Genomic DNA, 17,831 nt, shown 5'->3' with positions numbered 1-17,831 from the left:
CCGCACCCTGCCCGGTTTTCAAGGGCACAGGTTCCGATCCCGCACACCATCGGCGGCATGACCTTGCAAAGAGGCATGTCGCCGGTGGCACAGCCCATTTAGTCCAGTGACACCAGCATTTCCGCAATCTTTTCCGGGTCATAGCGGTCGCTTTTGCCCTGTCGCAGGTCCATGCGGTGACAGGCAATACCATGGCGTTTGGTGACGGTGGCGCATGCTTTTTCCGACCAGGACGTATCGCAGAGCACATGGGTCATCAGGTGATTGGCCGGGGTGTCGTCCCCGGCATCGGCGCGCAGGGGCGTCAGGATCGCATCGACCTGTTCAGCCAGGGAATGGCCAATTGCCTCGGGATCGGGGCCCAGGCTTGGCAGATAGACCTTGGGCACCCGGCGCTGCGCAACCGCACGGCCCACCCCGGCGGGCAGCAAGTTGACAATCACACTGGAATAAAGACTGCCGGGCGGATAGCAGATCACATCGGCCCGCTCGATCAGCCTGCGATTGCGCTTGGGCAGCGGCACTTTGTTCGGGGCGATCTCTTCGCGGCCATCGTTCAGAAAAATACGCGTGATCGGACTTTTGAGCGCCGCAACTTCCTTGCCGCTGATCAATCGCTGGCTGAGAATGCGACGACCATCCGCCAGATCGACGCCCAGTTGCAGGTTTTCATCCACCACCGCGCGCACAAGACCGCGCACATCCACCATTTTCGACATCAGGAACAGAACCGGCTCTAACGCGCGGCCATTGTCGAGATACCCGCCCGCAAGGATCAGATTGCCTATGCTGGCGTTGCGATAATCGAAATCGGCGGGCACATGATCGCAAAAACTGCGCAAATGCGTCTGGATCAATTGCCGCATCGGTTTTGCGACAGCGGCGATCATCGGATGTTTGCCCGAGGTCATCTGGTCGATCTGCTGGCGCAATTCGGCCTGTGGCGCGGTTTTGGACAAACGGTGGCTGAACAGCGCAAACACATCCGGCTGGCCCAATACGGTTTCATCCGCCAGCGCCATCAGCCGGCTGCGCAGATCCCCGACCGCAGGCATGTCAAACGCCAGCCGCAGCGCCTGGGAACTGCCGCCGCTGTCAAACGGTGTGATCAGATGCATCGAATTGAACGTCAGCCGTTTCAACTGGCGGGAAATGTCATTCAGCGCGCTGCCGCCGCTAAAGAAAAGCACACGCGGCCCCAAATGTGGCGCACTGCGCGCCCGGGCCACCCGCAGATCATCAGGCAGTCGCAGGTCACGCGTAATCCGAATAGACGTCATGGCAGTTATGTTCCGACTGATTGAGGCACGGCAATTTCTGTCTTTGAATTGTTATACTTCGCAGCCATAAGGCCGCATGAAATCCGATTACCACATATGTCTGCCGCTGCATCTTGTCTTTTGCAGGGCCAGATCTGATCAATTTACGGCGCGATCCGGGCCTGTTTGGCAACACTTTTCTGGTGCCCTTGGGGCTTTGTCATGAAGCTGCCCGATGTCGTCGAAGAAAACATGTCGTTTCTGCTGGCGGAAATGGATGGCCAACTGTCGCGGTTGACCGCCTATTTCGATGCGCCGCGCAGCGAGACCGCCCATCACTTGATCGGGCGCGCCGGGTATTCCCACAATTTGTCGTCGCGGGTGCGCAAGGGCTGTTTGGCTGGCATGATGCGCACCAAAGAGGGCAGCGCGCGGCAAATGCAGCTTCAGGCGGTGGATACCATCGCCCGCAATCTGGACCTGATTTCCCGGCTGGGCCGGCGCGCTGTCGAACATGCCGAAGGCGTCGAGCGCCAGAAACTTTTGCGCGCCGATGCCTATGTTGCGCCGGTGAAACTGGTCCGGGCCTCGGTGGCGCTGGTCCCTGATGCGCTTGACACCCGGGATAGCAAACTGGCGGTCAAGATCGGCACCGCACGGGCCGAACTTGTCGTGCTGCATGATCAATTGTTCCGCACCTATACCCGCGACATGCAGGGCACCAAACATGCCGCCGACCTGGCGCATGGTCTTTTGGTTCTGAACGAAATCTATCGTATGGGCGAAGCGGTTCAGGCGATAAGCGAGGCGATCCTGTCGATCAACATCGGTCAACCGGTTCAATTTGAACGTTATTTCACCCTGCGCAGTGTTCTGGCCGGGGCTGGCAAAGACGAAGAGGTCAAATTGCAGCCGCTGGCCGAAACCCGGTCCGGCAGCGCAATTTCCAGCGCCACCATGCGCAACGCCAAGGGCGACTCTGTCGCTGTGGTGTTCAAGGACGGGGATCGGCGCAAGGTCAAGGAAGAGCGGGTTGGCGTGAAAAGCTGGAATTCGGTCTACCCCGGTCTGGCGCCCGAGATATTTTCCTATGAAAAACGCGGCAACTCGGCGGCGCTTTTGATCGAACATCTCCAGGGCGAAACCTTTGAGGATATCGTGCTGGGCGGCAGTGATGCAGGTCTGGCAGAGGCGCAGAACGCCCTGCACAAGACCGTGCGCGACATTTGGCGGCAGACCCGGACAGACGAGCCGGCCGAAATGGCCGCGATGGAGCAACTGGCCAAGCGGATGCAGGATGTCTATCGTCTGCACCCGAAATACGGCCATGGGCGGCTTGGCATCAATGGTCTGGCGATCGAAAGTTTCGATGCCCTGATCACCGCCGCCGCCGCCCGGGAAAAGACGGTCAAAGCGCCGTTTTCGGTCTATATTCATGGCGATTTCAACCTCGACAATGTGATTTATGACGGGGCGGACAAAAAGATCCGTTTTATCGACCTGCACCGGTCGCGTTATATGGATTACGTTCAGGACGTGTCGGTGTTCATGGTGTCGAACTACCGGCTTCAGGTGCTGGATGCGGGCACGCGTGCGCGGATTGCAAATGTGGCCGCAGACATGCATGACATGGCGGCCAAATTCGCCCGCCGCCACAAGGACCCGACATTTGAATATCGTCTGGCGCTGGGGCTTGCGCGGTCCTTTGCCAGTTCGACCCGCTTTGTGGTGGATCGCGGCCATGCCAAACGCATGATGCTGCGCGCCCGCTATATTCTTGACTGTGCGTTGGCCGTGCCCGTGGGCCGCGAGGCGCGCTTCAAACTGCCGATAAGGATGCTGTTTAGTGACTAAGAAAATCGGGGTCATCGGGACCCCCGGAAAATGGTCGACCGAGGCCCTGGCCGACGCGCTGGAGGCGCGCACCGGGTTTCGCTGTGTGATCGACATGGGATCTGTGACGCTGGATCTGGCGGCAGGCACATTGATTTGCGATGGCGTGGATCTCTGTGGTCTGGATGGGCTGATCCTGAAGAAGATTTCCGAAGACTACAGCCCCGACGCGCTGGATCGGCTGGAAATGTTGCGCGTGGCCGAGGCGCGCGGCGTGCGCATTTTCAGCTCTGCCGAAAGCGTGCTGCGGCTGATGGATCGGCTGGCCTGTACGGTGACCCTGACCAATGCCGATGTGCCAATGCCCGCCACAACCATCACCGAAGATGTCGAGGCCGCGCAGGCGGCATTGCTGCGTTACGGCTCGGCGGTGTTCAAACCACTGTTTTCGACCAAGGCCCGCGGAATGATCCTGCTGGATCATGACGCCCCGGATGCGGCAGAGCAGATCGCGACGTTCAAAGCCGCCAATCCGGTGATGTATATCCAGCAAAAGGCCGATCTGTCGGGGCATGATCTGGGCATGGTGTTTCTGAACAACGAATATGTCTGCACCTATGCCCGTGTCAGCCAGACGGACAGTTGGAACACGACAATCCATTCCGGCGGCAAATATGCGGCGTTTGATCCGACGCCCGAGCTGATCGAATTGGGCCGCAAGGCGCAGGCGCCGTTTGGTTTGACCTTTACCACCGTTGATATCGCCCTGACCCCGGACGGGCCAATTGTATTCGAGGTCTCGGCCTTTGGCGGCTATAGCGGCGCGCAAAAGGGCTGTGGCATCGACGCGGCGGCGCTGGTCGCGGACCATGTAATCCAAGAGGTCAGCCAATGACCACGATACAAGACATCGTCGCGCAACTTGACCTCTCCCCTGCCCAGGGCGCAGAGCCGTTTTCACTTCGGGTTGGGCCGGTTGGCATCACCGTGTTTTGCCCCGGCGCGTTGCGCAGTGAACTGGTTGCCTATTACGCGGATGCGCTGACGCCGGAACCGGGGGAAATCGTGGTGCATTTGCTGCCCGATCAAATGTTGACCCCGGAACCAGAGTGGAATGATTGGCAGCGCGAGACCGGAAAATCCGGCCGCAAGGATGCAGTTTGCGACTTGCCGGACGGTCGATTGATCAAAAAGGTCCGCAGCGGTGTGACCTTTGTGCAAAACGCGGATTGGGCTATCGCCATGGGGCCGCTGGCCGAAAATTCCAGCACAGTGATCAATTTCATCAACACCCAGATCCTAAGCCATTGTCTTCGCGATGGGTGGCAATTGTGCCATGCGGCGGCGGTGACGGACGGCGCGGGCACCCTGGCAATCTCGGGTCTGTCGGGGGGCGGCAAATCGACCTCGATCCTGCGCATGCTGGATTTCGACAGCACCCGGTTTGTGTCCAACGACCGGCTTCTGGTAAAGGCCGGACATCCCCCCCAAGCCCTTGGCATCCCGAAACATCCGCGCATCAACCCCGGCACCATTTTGGGCAATCCGCGTCTGTCCGGGATGTTGTCGGACGGGGAACGCGCCCAGGTGCTTGCGCTGCCCGCCGATGTGCTGTGGGATCTGGAGCAAAAACATGATCTGGTGATCCCGGACATCTATGGCCCGAACCGTATCCAATATAATGCGCCCCTGACGGATTTCTGGGTGTTGAACTGGAGCCGCGACAGCGATGCGCCAACCGATGTCGCCGAAGTGGATCTGACGCGGCGGCCGGATCTGCTTGGCGCGATCGTCAAAAGCCCCGGATCGTTTTATCAGCACCCGGATGGCCGGTTTGAACCCAACGGCGCGATGCCGGTGCCGGAACCCTATTTGTCCGCTCTGCGCGGTGTCCGGGTCTGCGAAGTGTCGGGCCGGGTCGATTTTGATGCGCTGGCGCAATTTGGACGGCAGATTTTTGATGGCTGACACCGGATTTGTCGCGATCCTGCGGCATGGCGCTTACGAACAACGCAGCGGCGCGCCGTCCGCACGGCAACCCTTTGCCCTGACCAGCCAGGGCAAGGCCCAGGCCCGCGCCGGGGCGCTTGCCCTGGCAGAGATGATCGCGGCCCATAACCTGACCGTTGCCCCCGTCATCCATGCGTCGCGCCAATTGCGGGCCTGGCAAACCGCGTCGGAAATCCTGATCACGTTGCAGGATTGCGGCATCGGGGTGGAACGGATCACGGAAACCTCTGATCTTGCCGAACGCGGGGTCGGGTCGGCAGCCAATCTAACCCTGGCCGAGATCGAAGCCGTGCTGCGCGATGACCCCCGATATGGGCCGCCGCCCGCCGGGTGGAAATCCGACAGCGACTATTGTCTGCCGCTGGAAGGTGCGGAATCCCTGATGCAGGCCGGGGCGCGGGTCGCCGGGCACCTGCAATCGACGGTGACACCCGGCCTGCTGACAATCCACGTCGGCCATGGGGCATCCTTTCGCCATGCCTTTCATCACCTTGGGGTGCTGGCGCGCGAAGATATTGCCCGTTTGTCGATGTTTCATGCCCAACCGTTACTATTCTGTCATGGGCCGCATGGTAACTGGCGTCACTTGACCGGAGAGTGGAAAGTGCGTGCGCCCAAGGAAGAGGCGATGGACTGACCGCAGCGACATCTCTGGTGACGACTGACGGAAAGGCCGACCTTGGAATCCCCTCCCTTGCCCATGCACCCTGCGGCGCATCTTTTGCCGTCCGTTTTTGACACCGATTTTGTCTTGCCGATCTGCCGCGCGACACAGAGCCCTGGCTGGATCGTCGCGCGCAGCGCCAGATCGCCGATTGTCTGGCCCGTGTGGGGCATAATGGCGGCTGGCATTGGCCGGACCGTCCGGTGGTGTTTGTCTCTGATCCACATGCCGATGCCGAAGGTTTCCTGCGGTCCCTGATCGCGGCGGGCGTCATCCGGCGGGACATCGGGCGGATCGTTCTGACCGAATTCGGCACCCAGGCCCGGATCATTCTGGGCGGGGACAGTCTCGACAAGGGGCCAAGCAATCTGGCGCTTCTGGATGCGTTGAATGCGCTGCGCCACACTGGCGCGGATGTGCATATTCTGGCGGGCAATCACGATCTGCGAATGCGCATGGCGGTGGCGGCGCTGCGCGGGCCCCGCGATGCCCTGCGCGAACATCTGTTTGTGCGGATGGGGCGCAAGATCCTGCCAATCCTGCGCGAGGTGCTGGACCGGTTCGTGACAACCTCCGATCTGGCACAATTGCCGGATGAAGCGGCCTGCAAGGCCCGATTGACGCCGCGCGCGGATTGGCCGGACCGTTTTGCGGTGGCGGCCAAAGGTCAGGTGCGCCCCAAAGTGATCCGCAAAGAGACAAGCAAGCTTCTGGAAAAGCTGAAAAAATTCGACACCCATTGCACCGCCAGCGGCATGAGCTATCGCGAGATCCTGGCCGCGGCATTGAAATGCCACGAGGTGTTTTTCGAACCCGCTGGCGCCTATGCCTGGTTTTTTGACGCCATGGATGTGGTGACGCGCAGCGGTTCCTTGCTGTTTGTGCATGCCGGCCTGTGTGACAGCATGTGCGCCTTGTTGGCGAGCAAGGGCACCGATGCGGTAAACGCCCGGTACCGCGCAGAGGCGGAACAGGCCTCGCTTGGGTTTTATTTCGGGCCCTTGGCCAATCTTGTGCGCACCAAATACCGCAAATCGGATTGCCAATTGACCGACACCGGGGTCAGCGCCCTGACACAGACGGGCATCCACATGGTTGTGCAGGGCCATGTCAACAATCACCGGGGTCAGCGCCTGTTGGCCAAACGCGGTGTGCTGCATCTTGAGGGCGATATCACCCTCGACCGGACCTCGCGCAGGCTGGAAGGGCTGGAGGGGATCGGCGCCGGTGCAACCTTGATCTTTCCGACCGGAGATGTGATCGGGTTAAGCCGGGATTATCCGCGGGCCAAACATTTTGCGCCTGAACGCATGATCTGAGCACCAGACAGAGCCGGGAGACATCACATGGGCAGTTCGAACAAGCGATTTTCGCATGAATCCCTTCAGAATGCGAAAACAATCAAGGCCCTGCTCACCGCCTTGGCCAAGGGGTTTTCCAAAGGCGAAATGGTGCTGGGTGACGACGATGACACCCTGGTTCTGAAGACTGCCGATCTGATGAATGTCCGCATCAAAGGCGAGGTCGAAGACGGCAAATCACAGGTCAGCCTGCGGGTGACATGGACCGACCCGTCCGAGACCGCACCACGCAAGGGCACGCCGCGCATCGACTCTTGAAACATAGTGCGACAATTTCCGGCTCCGATCGGCGCTTGACCGCTTAACCCCGGCCATTGCCGATTTTTCCTGACGCTTTAAACTCTTGCACAGGCATTGCATGACGGCGGTTTTCCGCTAGATGCAACATGATGCCCGGACATATGGTCCGATGAAAGGATGAAGCGTTTGGATCAATCTGATCTGGATAAATGGATGGCCTGCCCGAAATGCGATTTCGTCTATTCCGTGCCGGAAGTGACATCGAATGAACGGGCCTATTGCCATCGCTGTCACACGGTGCTGATTGCGCCGCGGCGCAAGGCTGGCAAGCAGATCATTGCTCTTGCCGCCAGCGTTCTTATCCTGATCGCCGGGGCAACCGTCTATCCGTTTCTGTCGATCTCTGTCGGTGGCCAGACCCACAGCGCCTCTATTCTGGAAACCGCATTTGCCTTTTCCGGGGCGTTGACCGCATTGGCGGTGGCGGTGTTGATGTTCATCGTGATCATTCCGGCGGTGCGCCTGGTGTTGTTGATCTATGTGCTGTTGCCGGTGATCCGCGATCTGGCGCTGGCACGATATGCCAAACCCGCCTTTCGCATGGCCGAGGCGCTGACGCCCTGGGCGATGGCGGAAATCTTTGCGCTGGGATGTGCGGTGGCCCTGGTCAAACTGGCTGATCTGGCGGATGTCGCTTTTGGCTGGCGGCCTGGATGTTCGCCGCCATGGTCCTTTTGGTGGTTTTCGCCGAAAGTCTGATGTGCCGTTATTCGATCTGGCGGTCGCTGGACCAATGACAAGCGCGCGTAACATGGGGCTGGTGGCCTGTACCCGCTGCACTCGGGTGTCCCCGATGGGCAGCACGATCTGCGACCGATGCGGCAGCACGCTTGCCTCGCGCGATACAGCTTCGCTGCAAAAGGTCTGGGCCTGGTGGTTTGTCGGGCTGATCTGTTATATCCCGGCCAATCTTTATCCGATGTTGGAAACCCGCACGCTGGGCAATGTGTCGAACGCCACAATTGTCGAAGGGGCGGTGGAATTGGCCCATCACGGCGCATTTGGCGTGGCCGCGATCATCCTGATCGCCAGCGTGTTGATTCCGGTGTCGAAATTCATGATCATTGCGGTGCTGGCCTTCGGCATTCAGCGCAAAAGCAGCATCAGCGCGCATTACCGTCTGATCCTGTTCGAAATCGTCGAATATATTGGCCGCTGGTCGATGATCGACGTCTTTGTGGTGGCCATTCTTTCGGCATTGGTCCAATTTCAGACCCTTGCCTCGATGACACCGGGACGGGCGAGCCTGTTTTTTGCGCTTTCGGTCGTCTTTACGATGCTGTCAGCCCAAAGTCTTGATCCTAGACTGATCTGGGACAGCGAAAACAACCATGATACCGACAGCCCGGCCGCAACCGGCCCATCACAAACCAGCTTAGAAAAGGAACGCTCTGCGTGACGAATTCCGACACCCAACCGCCCAAAGCGCCGATCAAGGCCGCGCGCAAGGGAGTGTTCAAGGGCATTTCCTTTATCTGGTTTGTCCCGGTCATTGCCTTGGCTGCGGTGGTGGGCATTGCCGTGCAGAATTACCTGGACAAAGGTCCGGTGATTTACATCAGCTTTGAAAATGCGTCCGGCGTGCAAAAAGGCGCAACCGAATTGCGCTATCGCGACGTGACGGTTGGCGTGGTCGAAGATGTCGGATTTACCGACGGTCTTGGCCGGGTCGAGGTCACGGTGCGGCTGGACAAGGAAGTGGCGGATTACGTCGACGCCGGCGCCCAGTTCTGGGTCGTGCGCCCGCAGGTAACCGCGCAGGGGGTCTCGGGGCTCAGCACGGTGTTGTCCGGTGTCTATATCGAAGGGTTCTGGGACAATACGGCAGAGGGGCTGACCGAAGAGTTCGCCGGCCTCGCCGATGCCCCGCTGGATCGCAGCGGCGAAGGCGGTTTGCGGCTTTTGTTGCGGGCCACCGGGGATGCGACGTTGACCGCCAATGCGCCGATCCTGTTTCGCGGCATTTCCGTCGGGCGGCTGGGCAGCCCGACCATTTCCGCCGATGGGTCCACCGCCGAGGTTCAGGCGGTGATTTTTGCCCCGCATGACAAGCTTATCAATTCCGCCACCCGGTTTTGGGATGCGTCGGGGTTCTCTTTCTCTTTCGGGCCCGGTGGCGCGGCTTTGGATTTTTCCTCGGTTGCATCGCTGGTGTCTGGTGGCGTCACCTTCGAGACCATGATTTCCGGCGGTGATCCGGCCGCTTCGGGCGATGTCTTTACCGTCTTTTCCGAAGAAGCCTCGGCGCGGGCCAGCCTGTTTGCGCCAGAGGATGGCGACATCTTCAGCCTGTCAGCGGTGTTTGATGACAATATCGCCGGTCTGGCGGTGGATGCGCCGGTGGAATTGAACGGGTTTCGCATTGGGCGGGTTTCGGCAATCAATGGTCTGATTGATGACGAACGGTTCGGCGATCATCGCGTGCGGTTGGCGGTCTCTTTGGCCATCCGTCAAGGGCGGCTTGGGCTGGCTGATGGCGCGGGCGACGATGCGGTTCTTGACTATTTCCGCACACGGGTCAGCAATGGGTTGCGGGCACGGCTTGCCACCGCGTCCATCCTTACCGGGGGATTGAAGGTCGAGCTGGTCGAAGTGGCGGATGGCACCGCCGCCGAATTGTCGGACAACGAAGAAGGCTATCCGATCATCCCCACCACCGAAAATGAAATCGCCGATGTGTCGGCCACCGCCGAAGGCGTGTTCGAACGCATCAACGCCCTGCCGGTGGAAGAGGTGATGCAACAGGCCATAAACCTGATGGCCAATGCCAGCGCCTTGATCAGCAGTGATGACACCCGGGCGGTGCCGGGCAATGTGAACAATCTGCTCAGCGATGCCCGTGGTCTGGTCAATTCCGAAGATCTGCGGGCATTGCCGCCGAATTGGGGGCCACCGTAACCGAGTTGGACAAGCTGATCACGCAATTCAACGAGGCCGCCGTCGCCGCGCAGCTGACCGCCGCCCTGGCCGAGGCGACCACCGCCGCGCAATCCGTAAACAGTTCCGTGGCCGGCGTGCCCGATCTGATCACCCGGATGAATGCCATTGCCGCCAATGTCGAAAAGCTGGGGATCGAGGCGATCGGCAACGATCTGAGCGCACTTCTGGCGACCACCGAAACCCTGCTGGCGTCGGATGAAACCAAGGCCCTGCCCGGTCAATTGAATGTCGCATTGGCCGATCTGAGCGCGTTGTTGACCAAGCTGGGCAACAGCAAGATCATCGAGAACGCCGAAACGACACTTGTGTCCGCCAGCAAGGCCGCGGATACTTTCGCCGAAGGCGGCAAGGCATTGCCGGCATTGATCAAACAGATGCAGGGTGTCGTCGCACAGGCCCTGACCACATTGGAAGGGTATGAGGCCAATGGCGGTTTGGGCCGCGAAGCCCGACTGGCGCTGGCCGAAATACAAAAAGCTGCCAAAGCCGTTGCATCGCTGGCCAAAGCGATTGAACGCAATCCGAATTCTCTGCTCACAGGACGATGAAGCCCATGTTGAAAATCCGACCCATTGCTGCCCTTAGCCTGCTTGCGGTTATGGCCGCATGTGCATCCACAGTCGAACAGCGGGTCACGATCCCGGTGGCAGAAGTGCAGCAGAAACAGCGCATTGCTTTTGGCTCTGTGGCGCTGCGCGAAGTGTCGTTGCCGACCTATGGCGGCGCAGAGGAGGTGTTCATTGTCAATGAATTCGGCCTGCTCAGCAAAAGCGAAGGCATATTCTGGGCCGATGATCCCACCCGCGCGATCACGCTGGAAATGACCCGGCATCTGACGCAAATCAGCGGCGCGCGCGTCGCCTCGGAACCTTGGCCGTTCGAAGACTTGCCACAGGCAACCGTCGAGCTGCGGGTTGAGGATATGCTGGCAGGCACCGATGGCATATTCCGTCTGTCCGGCCAGTATTTCGTGACCTCCGAAAACGGTCGCAACCGCGCGAAACTGTTCGATCTTGAGGTGCCGATTTAAGGCGAATTGGGCGCGGCCAGCATCGCCGCTGCGCTGGCGCGTGCGGTTCAGGATCTGGCCTATGAAATCGCGCGCAACGGGTTGCGCTAGGGTCCGCACCGCGCGCCCGACACGGCCAATGGCCGGAAAAAGCGGTGCGTGGCGATCAGATCCTGCCAGATCTTGAAAAACAAAGGGCGGCACCGGACCCAACAACATGGTCCAGTGCCGCCAATATTCGCAGATCAGCCCCTAGATCACCGGCAGGGCCGATTTCATCGCGCTCAGCACATCATCGGCGGGTTTGGTCCACCAGTTATCCGCTGAAAAGATCTCGACCTCGACCAAGCCGTCGAAACCTTCGGCTTCGACCATTTGGCGAAAGGCGGGGATGTCGATCACGCCGTCCCCCATCATGCCGCGATCGGTCAGCATGTCCTGCGTCGGGTTCATCCAGTCGCAGACGTGAAAGGCCAACAACCGGTCCTTGCCCGCGCGTTTTATCTGGGCCGCAATCGCCGGATCCCACCAGATGTGATAGACGTCCAACGCCACGCCGATACCGTCGCCCAATTGGTCGCAGATATCCAGCGCCTGCCCGGTGGTGTTCACACAGGCACGGTCAGCGGCATACATCGGGTGTAGCGGCTCGATGCCGATCTTTACCCCGACGGTGCGGGCATATTCCAACGTCTTGCCCAGCCCTTCGGTGACAATATCGCGCGCGGCGACGATATCCTTGGACCCTTCGGGCAGACCACCCACCACCATGACGAGGCATTCGGCGCCAATGGCGGCGGCCTCATCCACGGCGCGTTTGTTGTCGTCGATGACCTTTTGCGTCAAAGCGCCCTCAGCCGTGTACCACCCGCCACGACACAGGCCGGAAACCCCCAGCCCCGCGTCGTGGATCAGCTTGGCGGCACGGTCCACACCACATTCCTGTAGCTTGTCCCGCCAGGGGAAATGCCACCGATGCCGTGGCGGACACAGCCCTCGATACATTCTTCGAGGGTCCATTGCTTTGACACCGTTGCGGTGTTCAGCGACAGATCTGCGGCGCTCAGCGTTCTCATACCGATACCCCGCGTGCCTGAAAGACCGGCGTTGCGCGGCGGACCACTTCGTCCGGGTCGGTGAACAATTGCGCGGCATTGGCAAGGCGGATCGCCTCGGCCAGATGCAGGGTCGAGCGGGCACTTTCCTGACCGCCGACCATGGTGAAATGATCCTGATGCCCCATCAGATAGGCCATGAACACCACCCCGGTCTTATAGAACCGCGTTGGCGCCTTGAAGATATGGCGGCTGAGCGGCACCGTGGTGTCAAAGGCGGCGTGATAGGCCGTATTGTCGCCTTCGGCGAGGGCGTTCAACGCGCGACAGGCGGCCCCGGCGATGGGATCAAAAATTCCCAGCAGCGCATGGGAAAACCCCTGTTCGTCGCCTTTGATCAGCTCAGGATAGTTGAAATCGTCGCCGGTATACATCACCACACCCGCCGGAAGGCCGCGGCGCATGGCGATTTCCTTTTCCGCCGAAAGCAGCGAAATCTTGATGCCGTCGACCTTGTCAGCATTGTCGGCGATGACCGAAAGACAGGTCTCCATCGCGGTCATATGATCGGCATTGCCCCAATATCCCGCCAGCGCCGGGTCGAACATCTCGCCCAGCCAGTGCAGGATCGCCGGTTGCTTCAATCCCGACAGCACGCGGCCATAGACGCGGGCATAATCGTCGGGCGATTTCGCAGCCTGTACCAGCGCCCGGCTGGCCATCAGGATAACCCGGCTGCCGGTGGCTTCGACCGCCTCGCACTGCATTTCATAGGCGGCGATCACGTCGTCGATGGTGACATCCGGGCCGGGGACCAGATGGTCGGTCCCGGCGCCGCTGGCGATCAGCGCGCCGTCGGGGGCAACGTCCATGCTGCGCTGGATCAGCTCCAGCGACGTGGCCCAGTCAAGGCCCATGCCGCGCTGAGCGGTGTCCATCGCCTCGGCCACGCCAAGACCCAACGACCAGAGGTGCTGCCGGAAGGCCAGCGTGCGGTCCCAATCGACGGCCACACCATCGCCGGGGTCCAGATCCGCCAGCGGATCGGCGACCACATGCGCCGCGGCATAGGCCGTGCGGGTCCAGCCGCCGCCCGGTGCGGGAACCGGGCCTGCGGTCAGATCAAGCGAGGCGGTGCCCCCGCCGGGGGTGGGAAGGATCAATTGTGCCATGTCGCTCCCCCCTCAGATGTCCAGCGCCGGAACGTCGAGCCAGCGACGCTCTTGCGAGCTTTGATAGCCCAGTTCTGCCAGCTGCACGCCTTTGGCGCCTTCTTCCAGCGTGTAGGACCATGGGGCATCTTCGACCACGTGGCGCAGGAATTGTTCCCATTGCACCTTGAAACCATTGTCGAAATCCGCGTTGTCCGGCACTTCGACCCAATCATCGAAGAAATTCATTGTCTGCTTTTGATCGGGGTTCCAGACCGGCTTGGGCGTGTTTGCGCGTGCCTGGGAATAGCAGGTGTGCAGACCGGCCACGGCGCTGCCATGGGTGCCGTCGATGTGGAAGGTCACAAGGTCATCGCGACGCACGCGGGTGCACCACGAGCTGTTGAGCTGGGCAATGATGTCGCCTTCCAGCTCAAAGGTCGCATAAGCCGCATCATCGGCGGTGGCGTCATACCGTTCGCCGTTTTCGTCCCAGCGTTCGGGGATATGGGTGACGGCGTTGCAGGACACCGATTTGACCGGAGCAACAACATTATCAAGCACATAGCGCCAGTGGCAGAGCATATCCGACACCATGCCGCCGCCGTCCTGCTTGCGATAGTTCCACGACGGGCGCTGGGCCGGCATCCAATCGCCTTCGAACACCCAATAGCCGAATTCGCCGCGCACAGAGAGGATCTTGCCGAAAAAGCCGCTGTCGCGCAGGCGCTTCAGCTTCAACAATCCGGGCAGGTCAAGCTTGTCATGCACGATGCCGTTTTTCACACCTGCGGCCTTGGCGTGTTTGGCGATGGCAATCGCCTCTTCCAGACCTTCGGAAACGGGTTTTTCCGAATAGACATGTTTGCCGGCATCAATCGCCTTGCGCAGAAGGCCGGGGCGCATCTGGGTGCTGGCGGCATCGAAAAAGATCGTGTCGTCGGGATTGGCCAACGCCGCATCCAGATCGGTGGTGTAGCGGTCAACGCCATGTTTGGCGGCCAGTTCGGCGATCTTCTTTTCGTTGCGGCCAACGATGATCACATCCGGCACCAACCGGTCGCCGTTTTTCAACAGCATGCCACCCTGATCCCGGATCGCCAGAACCGAACGGATCAAATGCTGATTCATGCCCATCCGTCCGGTGACGCCGTGCATGATGATGCCAATACGCTGTGTGGTCATTGTCTGTGGTTCCTTATTCCTGCGGTCTGGCTGAAGTGGTGATTGCCCTCGGGGGATGTCCCCCGTGGTGGGGCGTCGGCAAATGCGTGCGACATGGTGGTCCTCCTCCCGACGATCCATAAACTACTAATTAGTAGGTTATGATTTTTCTGTCAAGCGACGCAAGCCAAAGATCGGTGATTTTGACGGGTGGGTCTGATGAAGACGAAAGATTTTCCGCCCCCGGCGCGGGGGCAACTGCCCTACTGCCGGGGCATGCCGAATAGATTAAATGTCGTTGGTTTTCAGATAGCTCACGATCATGTCTGCGGCTTTGTTGGCATGGGTTTCCAGCCAATCTTCGGCAATTGGCGCGCGAAACACCACGCGCAAAGTGTGCATGTTGGAGATCGGAAACCAGCACACCGAGGCGATGAATATATAGAGTTCGACCGGTGTAATCTGCTTTTGGAACAGGCCCGCCGCATGGCCACGGCGCAGGATTTCCTCGACCCGGCGCAACAGCACCGATTGAATCTCTGCCAGGTCATCGACCTGACGGATCGTTTCGCCGCCCATCATGTTTTCGGTGTTCAACATCCGCAGGAACCAGGGGTTGTTCCAGAAATGGTTCATGGTGAAATGCACCAGAGCGCCAATTGCTTCGTCGGGCGCAAGCCTGTCGAGGTCGAGGGCGGTTTCACCGTGGCGAATCTGGACATAGGCCTCGCGCAGGGCGGCGGCATAGACCGCGTTCTTGTCGCCAAAGTAATCATAGATCATTGGCTTGCTGACACCCGCCCGCTCGGCGATGCGATCAACCCGCGCGCCGGAATGGCCGACGGTGCTGAATTCTTCCAGAGCGGCCTGAAGAATCGCGGCGCGGGTCACTTGCGGGTTACGCTTCTTGTTCTTGCGGATCGGGGAAACGTTTTTGGCCATCTATCCTCTTTGCGCATCCGGCGTGCTGCGATCCGGCAATCCTATCAGCCCGTGTCGCGTGCTGCCAGTGTGGTGGTGGCGACCATGATGCCGCACACCATATCAGGCATTGAACCGCGCCCCGATCCATCGGAATGGCGCCAGAACGCCGCGCCGCACAACCGGGATATTCATCGCAATCGACAACACAATCAGCGCCACAAATCCGGCAGACACAGGCCGGGCGAAAAACGGTGCCAGCTCGCCATCGCTCAGCGTCAATCCGCGCCGCAGGCTTTTGTCCAGAAGATCCCCCAGAATAATGCCCAGCACCAGCGGCGCCATCGGGTATTTCATCTGCCGCAGGACAAAGCCGATCACGCCAAAGGCCACCATGATCCAGATGTCAAAAATCCGCTGGCTCAGGGCATAGGTGCCAATCACACAAAGCACAAAGACCACCGGCATCAGATAGGAATAGGGCACGCGCAACACCTGGACAAAGGCCTTGGTCAGGGTCAGGCCGTAAATCGCCATGAACACGGTGGCAATCACCACCATGGCGCTGATCAGGCCGACAAAATGTGGCTGTTCAATCATGATCAGCGGACCGGGCCGGATACCATGGATAAAGAGCGCGGCGATCAGCACCGCAGAACTGGCCGAACCCGGCACCGCCAGCGTGATCGCCGGGATCAGAGATCCGGGCACCACTGCCGAATTGCCGGTTTCCGCGGCAATCAGACCTTCGTAACTGCCATGGCCGAACTTTTCCTTTTCTTTCGAAGATTTGCGCGCGGTGGCATAGCTGGCCCAGGCGCCAATATCCTCGCCCACGCCGGGAATGATGCCGACCATGGTGCCGATCAACCCGGATTTGGCGATGGTAAATTTATACCGCCACAGATCCACCATATGCGGAATGGTGCGGTCGCTTTTGTCCTTCTTGGTGGCCAGTTCGCCGGCCTTGTTCCACATCGCGGTCAGCACCTCGGCAAACCCAAAGGCCCCGACCATGGCGGGGATCAGCGCGATACCGGCATTCAGATCGGAAATGCCCATGTTGAACCGCACATGGGCGTGGATGCCTTCGGATCCGATCATGGCGACCGCCAGACCCAGAATCCCGGCAATGTAACCTTTCAGCGGTGTAGTATCTGCCGTCAGCTGGCCGGAAATCAGAATGCCGAACACCGCCAGCCAAAAGAATTCAAAACTGCCAAAGTTCAACGCCGCTTCGGCCAGTGGCGGCGCGATCAGCACCAGCATCACCACACCGGCAAGCGTTCCCAGTGCCGACCCGGCGGTGGCCAGCCCCATGGCATATCCGGCGCGCCCGGCCTTGGCCAAGGGATAGCCGTCCAAAGCGGTGGCCGCGCTGGCGGGGGTGCCGGGAATATTCAACAGGATTGCGCTGCGCGACCCGCCATAAATCGCCCCGACATACATGCAAATCAACACAAGGATCGCGGTGGTCGAGTCGAGCGAATAGGTCAACGTCGTCATCAACGCCACGCCCATCGTCGCGGTCAACCCCGGCAAGGAGCCCACAACAATGCCCAGCAAGGTCGCCCAGGCGGCATGAAACAACATCGTCGGCGTCAGCAGCGTCGCGAAACCGTTGAAAAGATCGAAAAGTCCGCTCATGGCAACCTCACCAAGAAGAGATCCCGGAACAGCAACATGGTGCCCAGGGCCACCGCAACCGCAAGCGCCAGACTGCCAGCGGCAGAGATCACCTGCGCCCGGATGTCACCGGTGACCGGAAAGGAAAAGATCAACGAAAACGTCAATGTAAACAGGAACGTCGCCCAGAAATACGGCAGCCACCCAACAAGCCCCAGCGCATAGACCGTACAGACCACGACCGTCAGGCCAAGCCGGGTCCAGGAGCCGCCGGAAAGCACAAGGTCGGGGTCGACCCCGTCTGCATCCGCGCTTCGAAAGGATGTCATCAACAACAGCGCCGCACAGATGCTGAGCAACACCCCAAGGATCATTGGCACCAATCCGGGGATTGACGCCGGATGGATCTGGCGGATTTCCAACCGCTCCATCGTGTAGCCGCCAACCAACAAGGCCAGCCCAAGCGCCAGGAATACGATCGCCATAAGACGATCCGCCAAAGCCATTTGCATGTCATTTACCTCTGGTTACGCGCTTC

The 17,831-nt window shown here is 60.0% G+C and carries 19 protein-coding genes; 11 read left to right on the top strand and 8 right to left on the bottom strand.

Features of this window, described 5'->3' with window-relative positions:
- Window positions 1-98 precede the first annotated feature (98 nt).
- Entirely contained in the window at window positions 99-1,280 is a 1,182-nt protein-coding gene (locus AC0L4F_RS19445; protein ID WP_244691045.1) for a GAK system CofD-like protein, read from the bottom strand.
- A 201-nt stretch (window positions 1,281-1,481) separates the two neighbouring features.
- On the opposite strand from AC0L4F_RS19445, the gene AC0L4F_RS19440 reads away from it, so the two are divergent.
- From AC0L4F_RS19440 to AC0L4F_RS19390, 11 genes are all read left to right on the top strand, one after another.
- Window positions 1,482-3,113: a phosphotransferase gene (locus AC0L4F_RS19440; protein WP_244691044.1), complete on the top strand. Its 1,632-nt coding sequence runs from the start codon at window positions 1,482-1,484 to the stop codon at window positions 3,111-3,113.
- Window positions 3,106-3,987: a GAK system ATP-grasp enzyme gene (locus tag AC0L4F_RS19435; RefSeq protein ID WP_244691043.1), complete on the top strand. Its 882-nt coding sequence runs from the start codon at window positions 3,106-3,108 to the stop codon at window positions 3,985-3,987. Before AC0L4F_RS19440 ends, AC0L4F_RS19435 begins: the two co-directional genes overlap by 8 nt.
- Window positions 3,984-5,060, top strand: a complete 1,077-nt coding sequence (locus AC0L4F_RS19430; protein WP_244691042.1) for an HprK-related kinase B — start codon at window positions 3,984-3,986, stop codon at window positions 5,058-5,060. The genes AC0L4F_RS19435 and AC0L4F_RS19430 overlap by 4 nt, the downstream gene beginning before the upstream one ends.
- The gene (locus tag AC0L4F_RS19425; RefSeq protein WP_244691041.1) at window positions 5,053-5,739 is read left to right on the top strand and encodes a histidine phosphatase family protein; all 687 of its coding nucleotides are present in this window, start codon (window positions 5,053-5,055) and stop codon (window positions 5,737-5,739) included. Before AC0L4F_RS19430 ends, AC0L4F_RS19425 begins: the two co-directional genes overlap by 8 nt.
- A gap of 233 nt (window positions 5,740-5,972) precedes the next feature.
- On the top strand, window positions 5,973-7,085 hold the full coding sequence (locus AC0L4F_RS19420; protein ID WP_244691040.1) for a metallophosphoesterase family protein: 1,113 nt from the start codon (window positions 5,973-5,975) through the stop codon (window positions 7,083-7,085).
- 27 nt (window positions 7,086-7,112) lie between these two features.
- On the top strand, window positions 7,113-7,385 hold the full coding sequence (locus tag AC0L4F_RS19415) for an amphi-Trp domain-containing protein (protein WP_244691039.1): 273 nt from the start codon (window positions 7,113-7,115) through the stop codon (window positions 7,383-7,385).
- Between the two features lie 168 nt (window positions 7,386-7,553).
- Complete coding sequence (locus AC0L4F_RS19410) at window positions 7,554-8,126, top strand: paraquat-inducible protein A (RefSeq protein ID WP_348524134.1); 573 nt, start codon at window positions 7,554-7,556, stop codon at window positions 8,124-8,126.
- Between the two features lie 34 nt (window positions 8,127-8,160).
- Complete coding sequence (locus tag AC0L4F_RS19405) at window positions 8,161-8,826, top strand: paraquat-inducible protein A (RefSeq protein WP_244691038.1); 666 nt, start codon at window positions 8,161-8,163, stop codon at window positions 8,824-8,826.
- A complete protein-coding gene (locus AC0L4F_RS19400) occupies window positions 8,823-10,325 on the top strand; it encodes a PqiB family protein (protein WP_244691037.1) in 1,503 nt (500 codons plus the stop codon). Before AC0L4F_RS19405 ends, AC0L4F_RS19400 begins: the two co-directional genes overlap by 4 nt.
- The gene (locus AC0L4F_RS19395; RefSeq protein ID WP_244691036.1) at window positions 10,310-10,915 is read left to right on the top strand and encodes an MlaD/PqiB family protein; all 606 of its coding nucleotides are present in this window, start codon (window positions 10,310-10,312) and stop codon (window positions 10,913-10,915) included. The genes AC0L4F_RS19400 and AC0L4F_RS19395 overlap by 16 nt, the downstream gene beginning before the upstream one ends.
- Before the next feature lie 5 nt (window positions 10,916-10,920).
- Window positions 10,921-11,397, top strand: a complete 477-nt coding sequence (locus tag AC0L4F_RS19390; RefSeq protein ID WP_244691035.1) for a PqiC family protein — start codon at window positions 10,921-10,923, stop codon at window positions 11,395-11,397.
- A gap of 231 nt (window positions 11,398-11,628) precedes the next feature.
- Here AC0L4F_RS19390 and AC0L4F_RS19385 read toward each other — a convergent pair whose 3' ends face one another.
- From AC0L4F_RS19385 to AC0L4F_RS19355, 7 genes are all read right to left on the bottom strand, one after another.
- Window positions 11,629-12,309 (bottom strand): sugar phosphate isomerase/epimerase family protein, encoded by a 681-nt coding sequence (locus tag AC0L4F_RS19385; RefSeq protein ID WP_244691034.1) that lies wholly within the window; start codon window positions 12,307-12,309, stop codon window positions 11,629-11,631.
- Window positions 12,288-12,452, bottom strand: coding sequence for a hypothetical protein (locus AC0L4F_RS19380; protein WP_244691033.1), 165 nt, complete (start codon window positions 12,450-12,452; stop codon window positions 12,288-12,290). The genes AC0L4F_RS19385 and AC0L4F_RS19380 overlap by 22 nt, the downstream gene beginning before the upstream one ends.
- On the bottom strand, window positions 12,449-13,603 hold the full coding sequence (locus AC0L4F_RS19375; RefSeq protein ID WP_244691032.1) for a dihydrodipicolinate synthase family protein: 1,155 nt from the start codon (window positions 13,601-13,603) through the stop codon (window positions 12,449-12,451). Before AC0L4F_RS19375 ends, AC0L4F_RS19380 begins: the two co-directional genes overlap by 4 nt.
- A gap of 12 nt (window positions 13,604-13,615) precedes the next feature.
- Window positions 13,616-14,767, bottom strand: a complete 1,152-nt coding sequence (locus tag AC0L4F_RS19370; RefSeq protein WP_244691031.1) for a Gfo/Idh/MocA family protein — start codon at window positions 14,765-14,767, stop codon at window positions 13,616-13,618.
- Window positions 14,768-15,034: 267 nt separating this feature from the next.
- Window positions 15,035-15,688 (bottom strand): TetR/AcrR family transcriptional regulator, encoded by a 654-nt coding sequence (locus tag AC0L4F_RS19365; RefSeq protein ID WP_244691030.1) that lies wholly within the window; start codon window positions 15,686-15,688, stop codon window positions 15,035-15,037.
- A gap of 102 nt (window positions 15,689-15,790) precedes the next feature.
- Complete coding sequence (locus AC0L4F_RS19360) at window positions 15,791-17,314, bottom strand: tripartite tricarboxylate transporter permease (RefSeq protein ID WP_244691029.1); 1,524 nt, start codon at window positions 17,312-17,314, stop codon at window positions 15,791-15,793.
- On the bottom strand, window positions 17,311-17,778 hold the full coding sequence (locus tag AC0L4F_RS19355; protein ID WP_244691028.1) for a tripartite tricarboxylate transporter TctB family protein: 468 nt from the start codon (window positions 17,776-17,778) through the stop codon (window positions 17,311-17,313). The genes AC0L4F_RS19360 and AC0L4F_RS19355 overlap by 4 nt, the downstream gene beginning before the upstream one ends.
- Window positions 17,779-17,831 lie beyond the last annotated feature (53 nt).

The organism is Marinovum sp. J2-8 (assembly GCF_055808435.1).
This window is presented reverse-complemented; position numbering and strand designations above follow the sequence as displayed.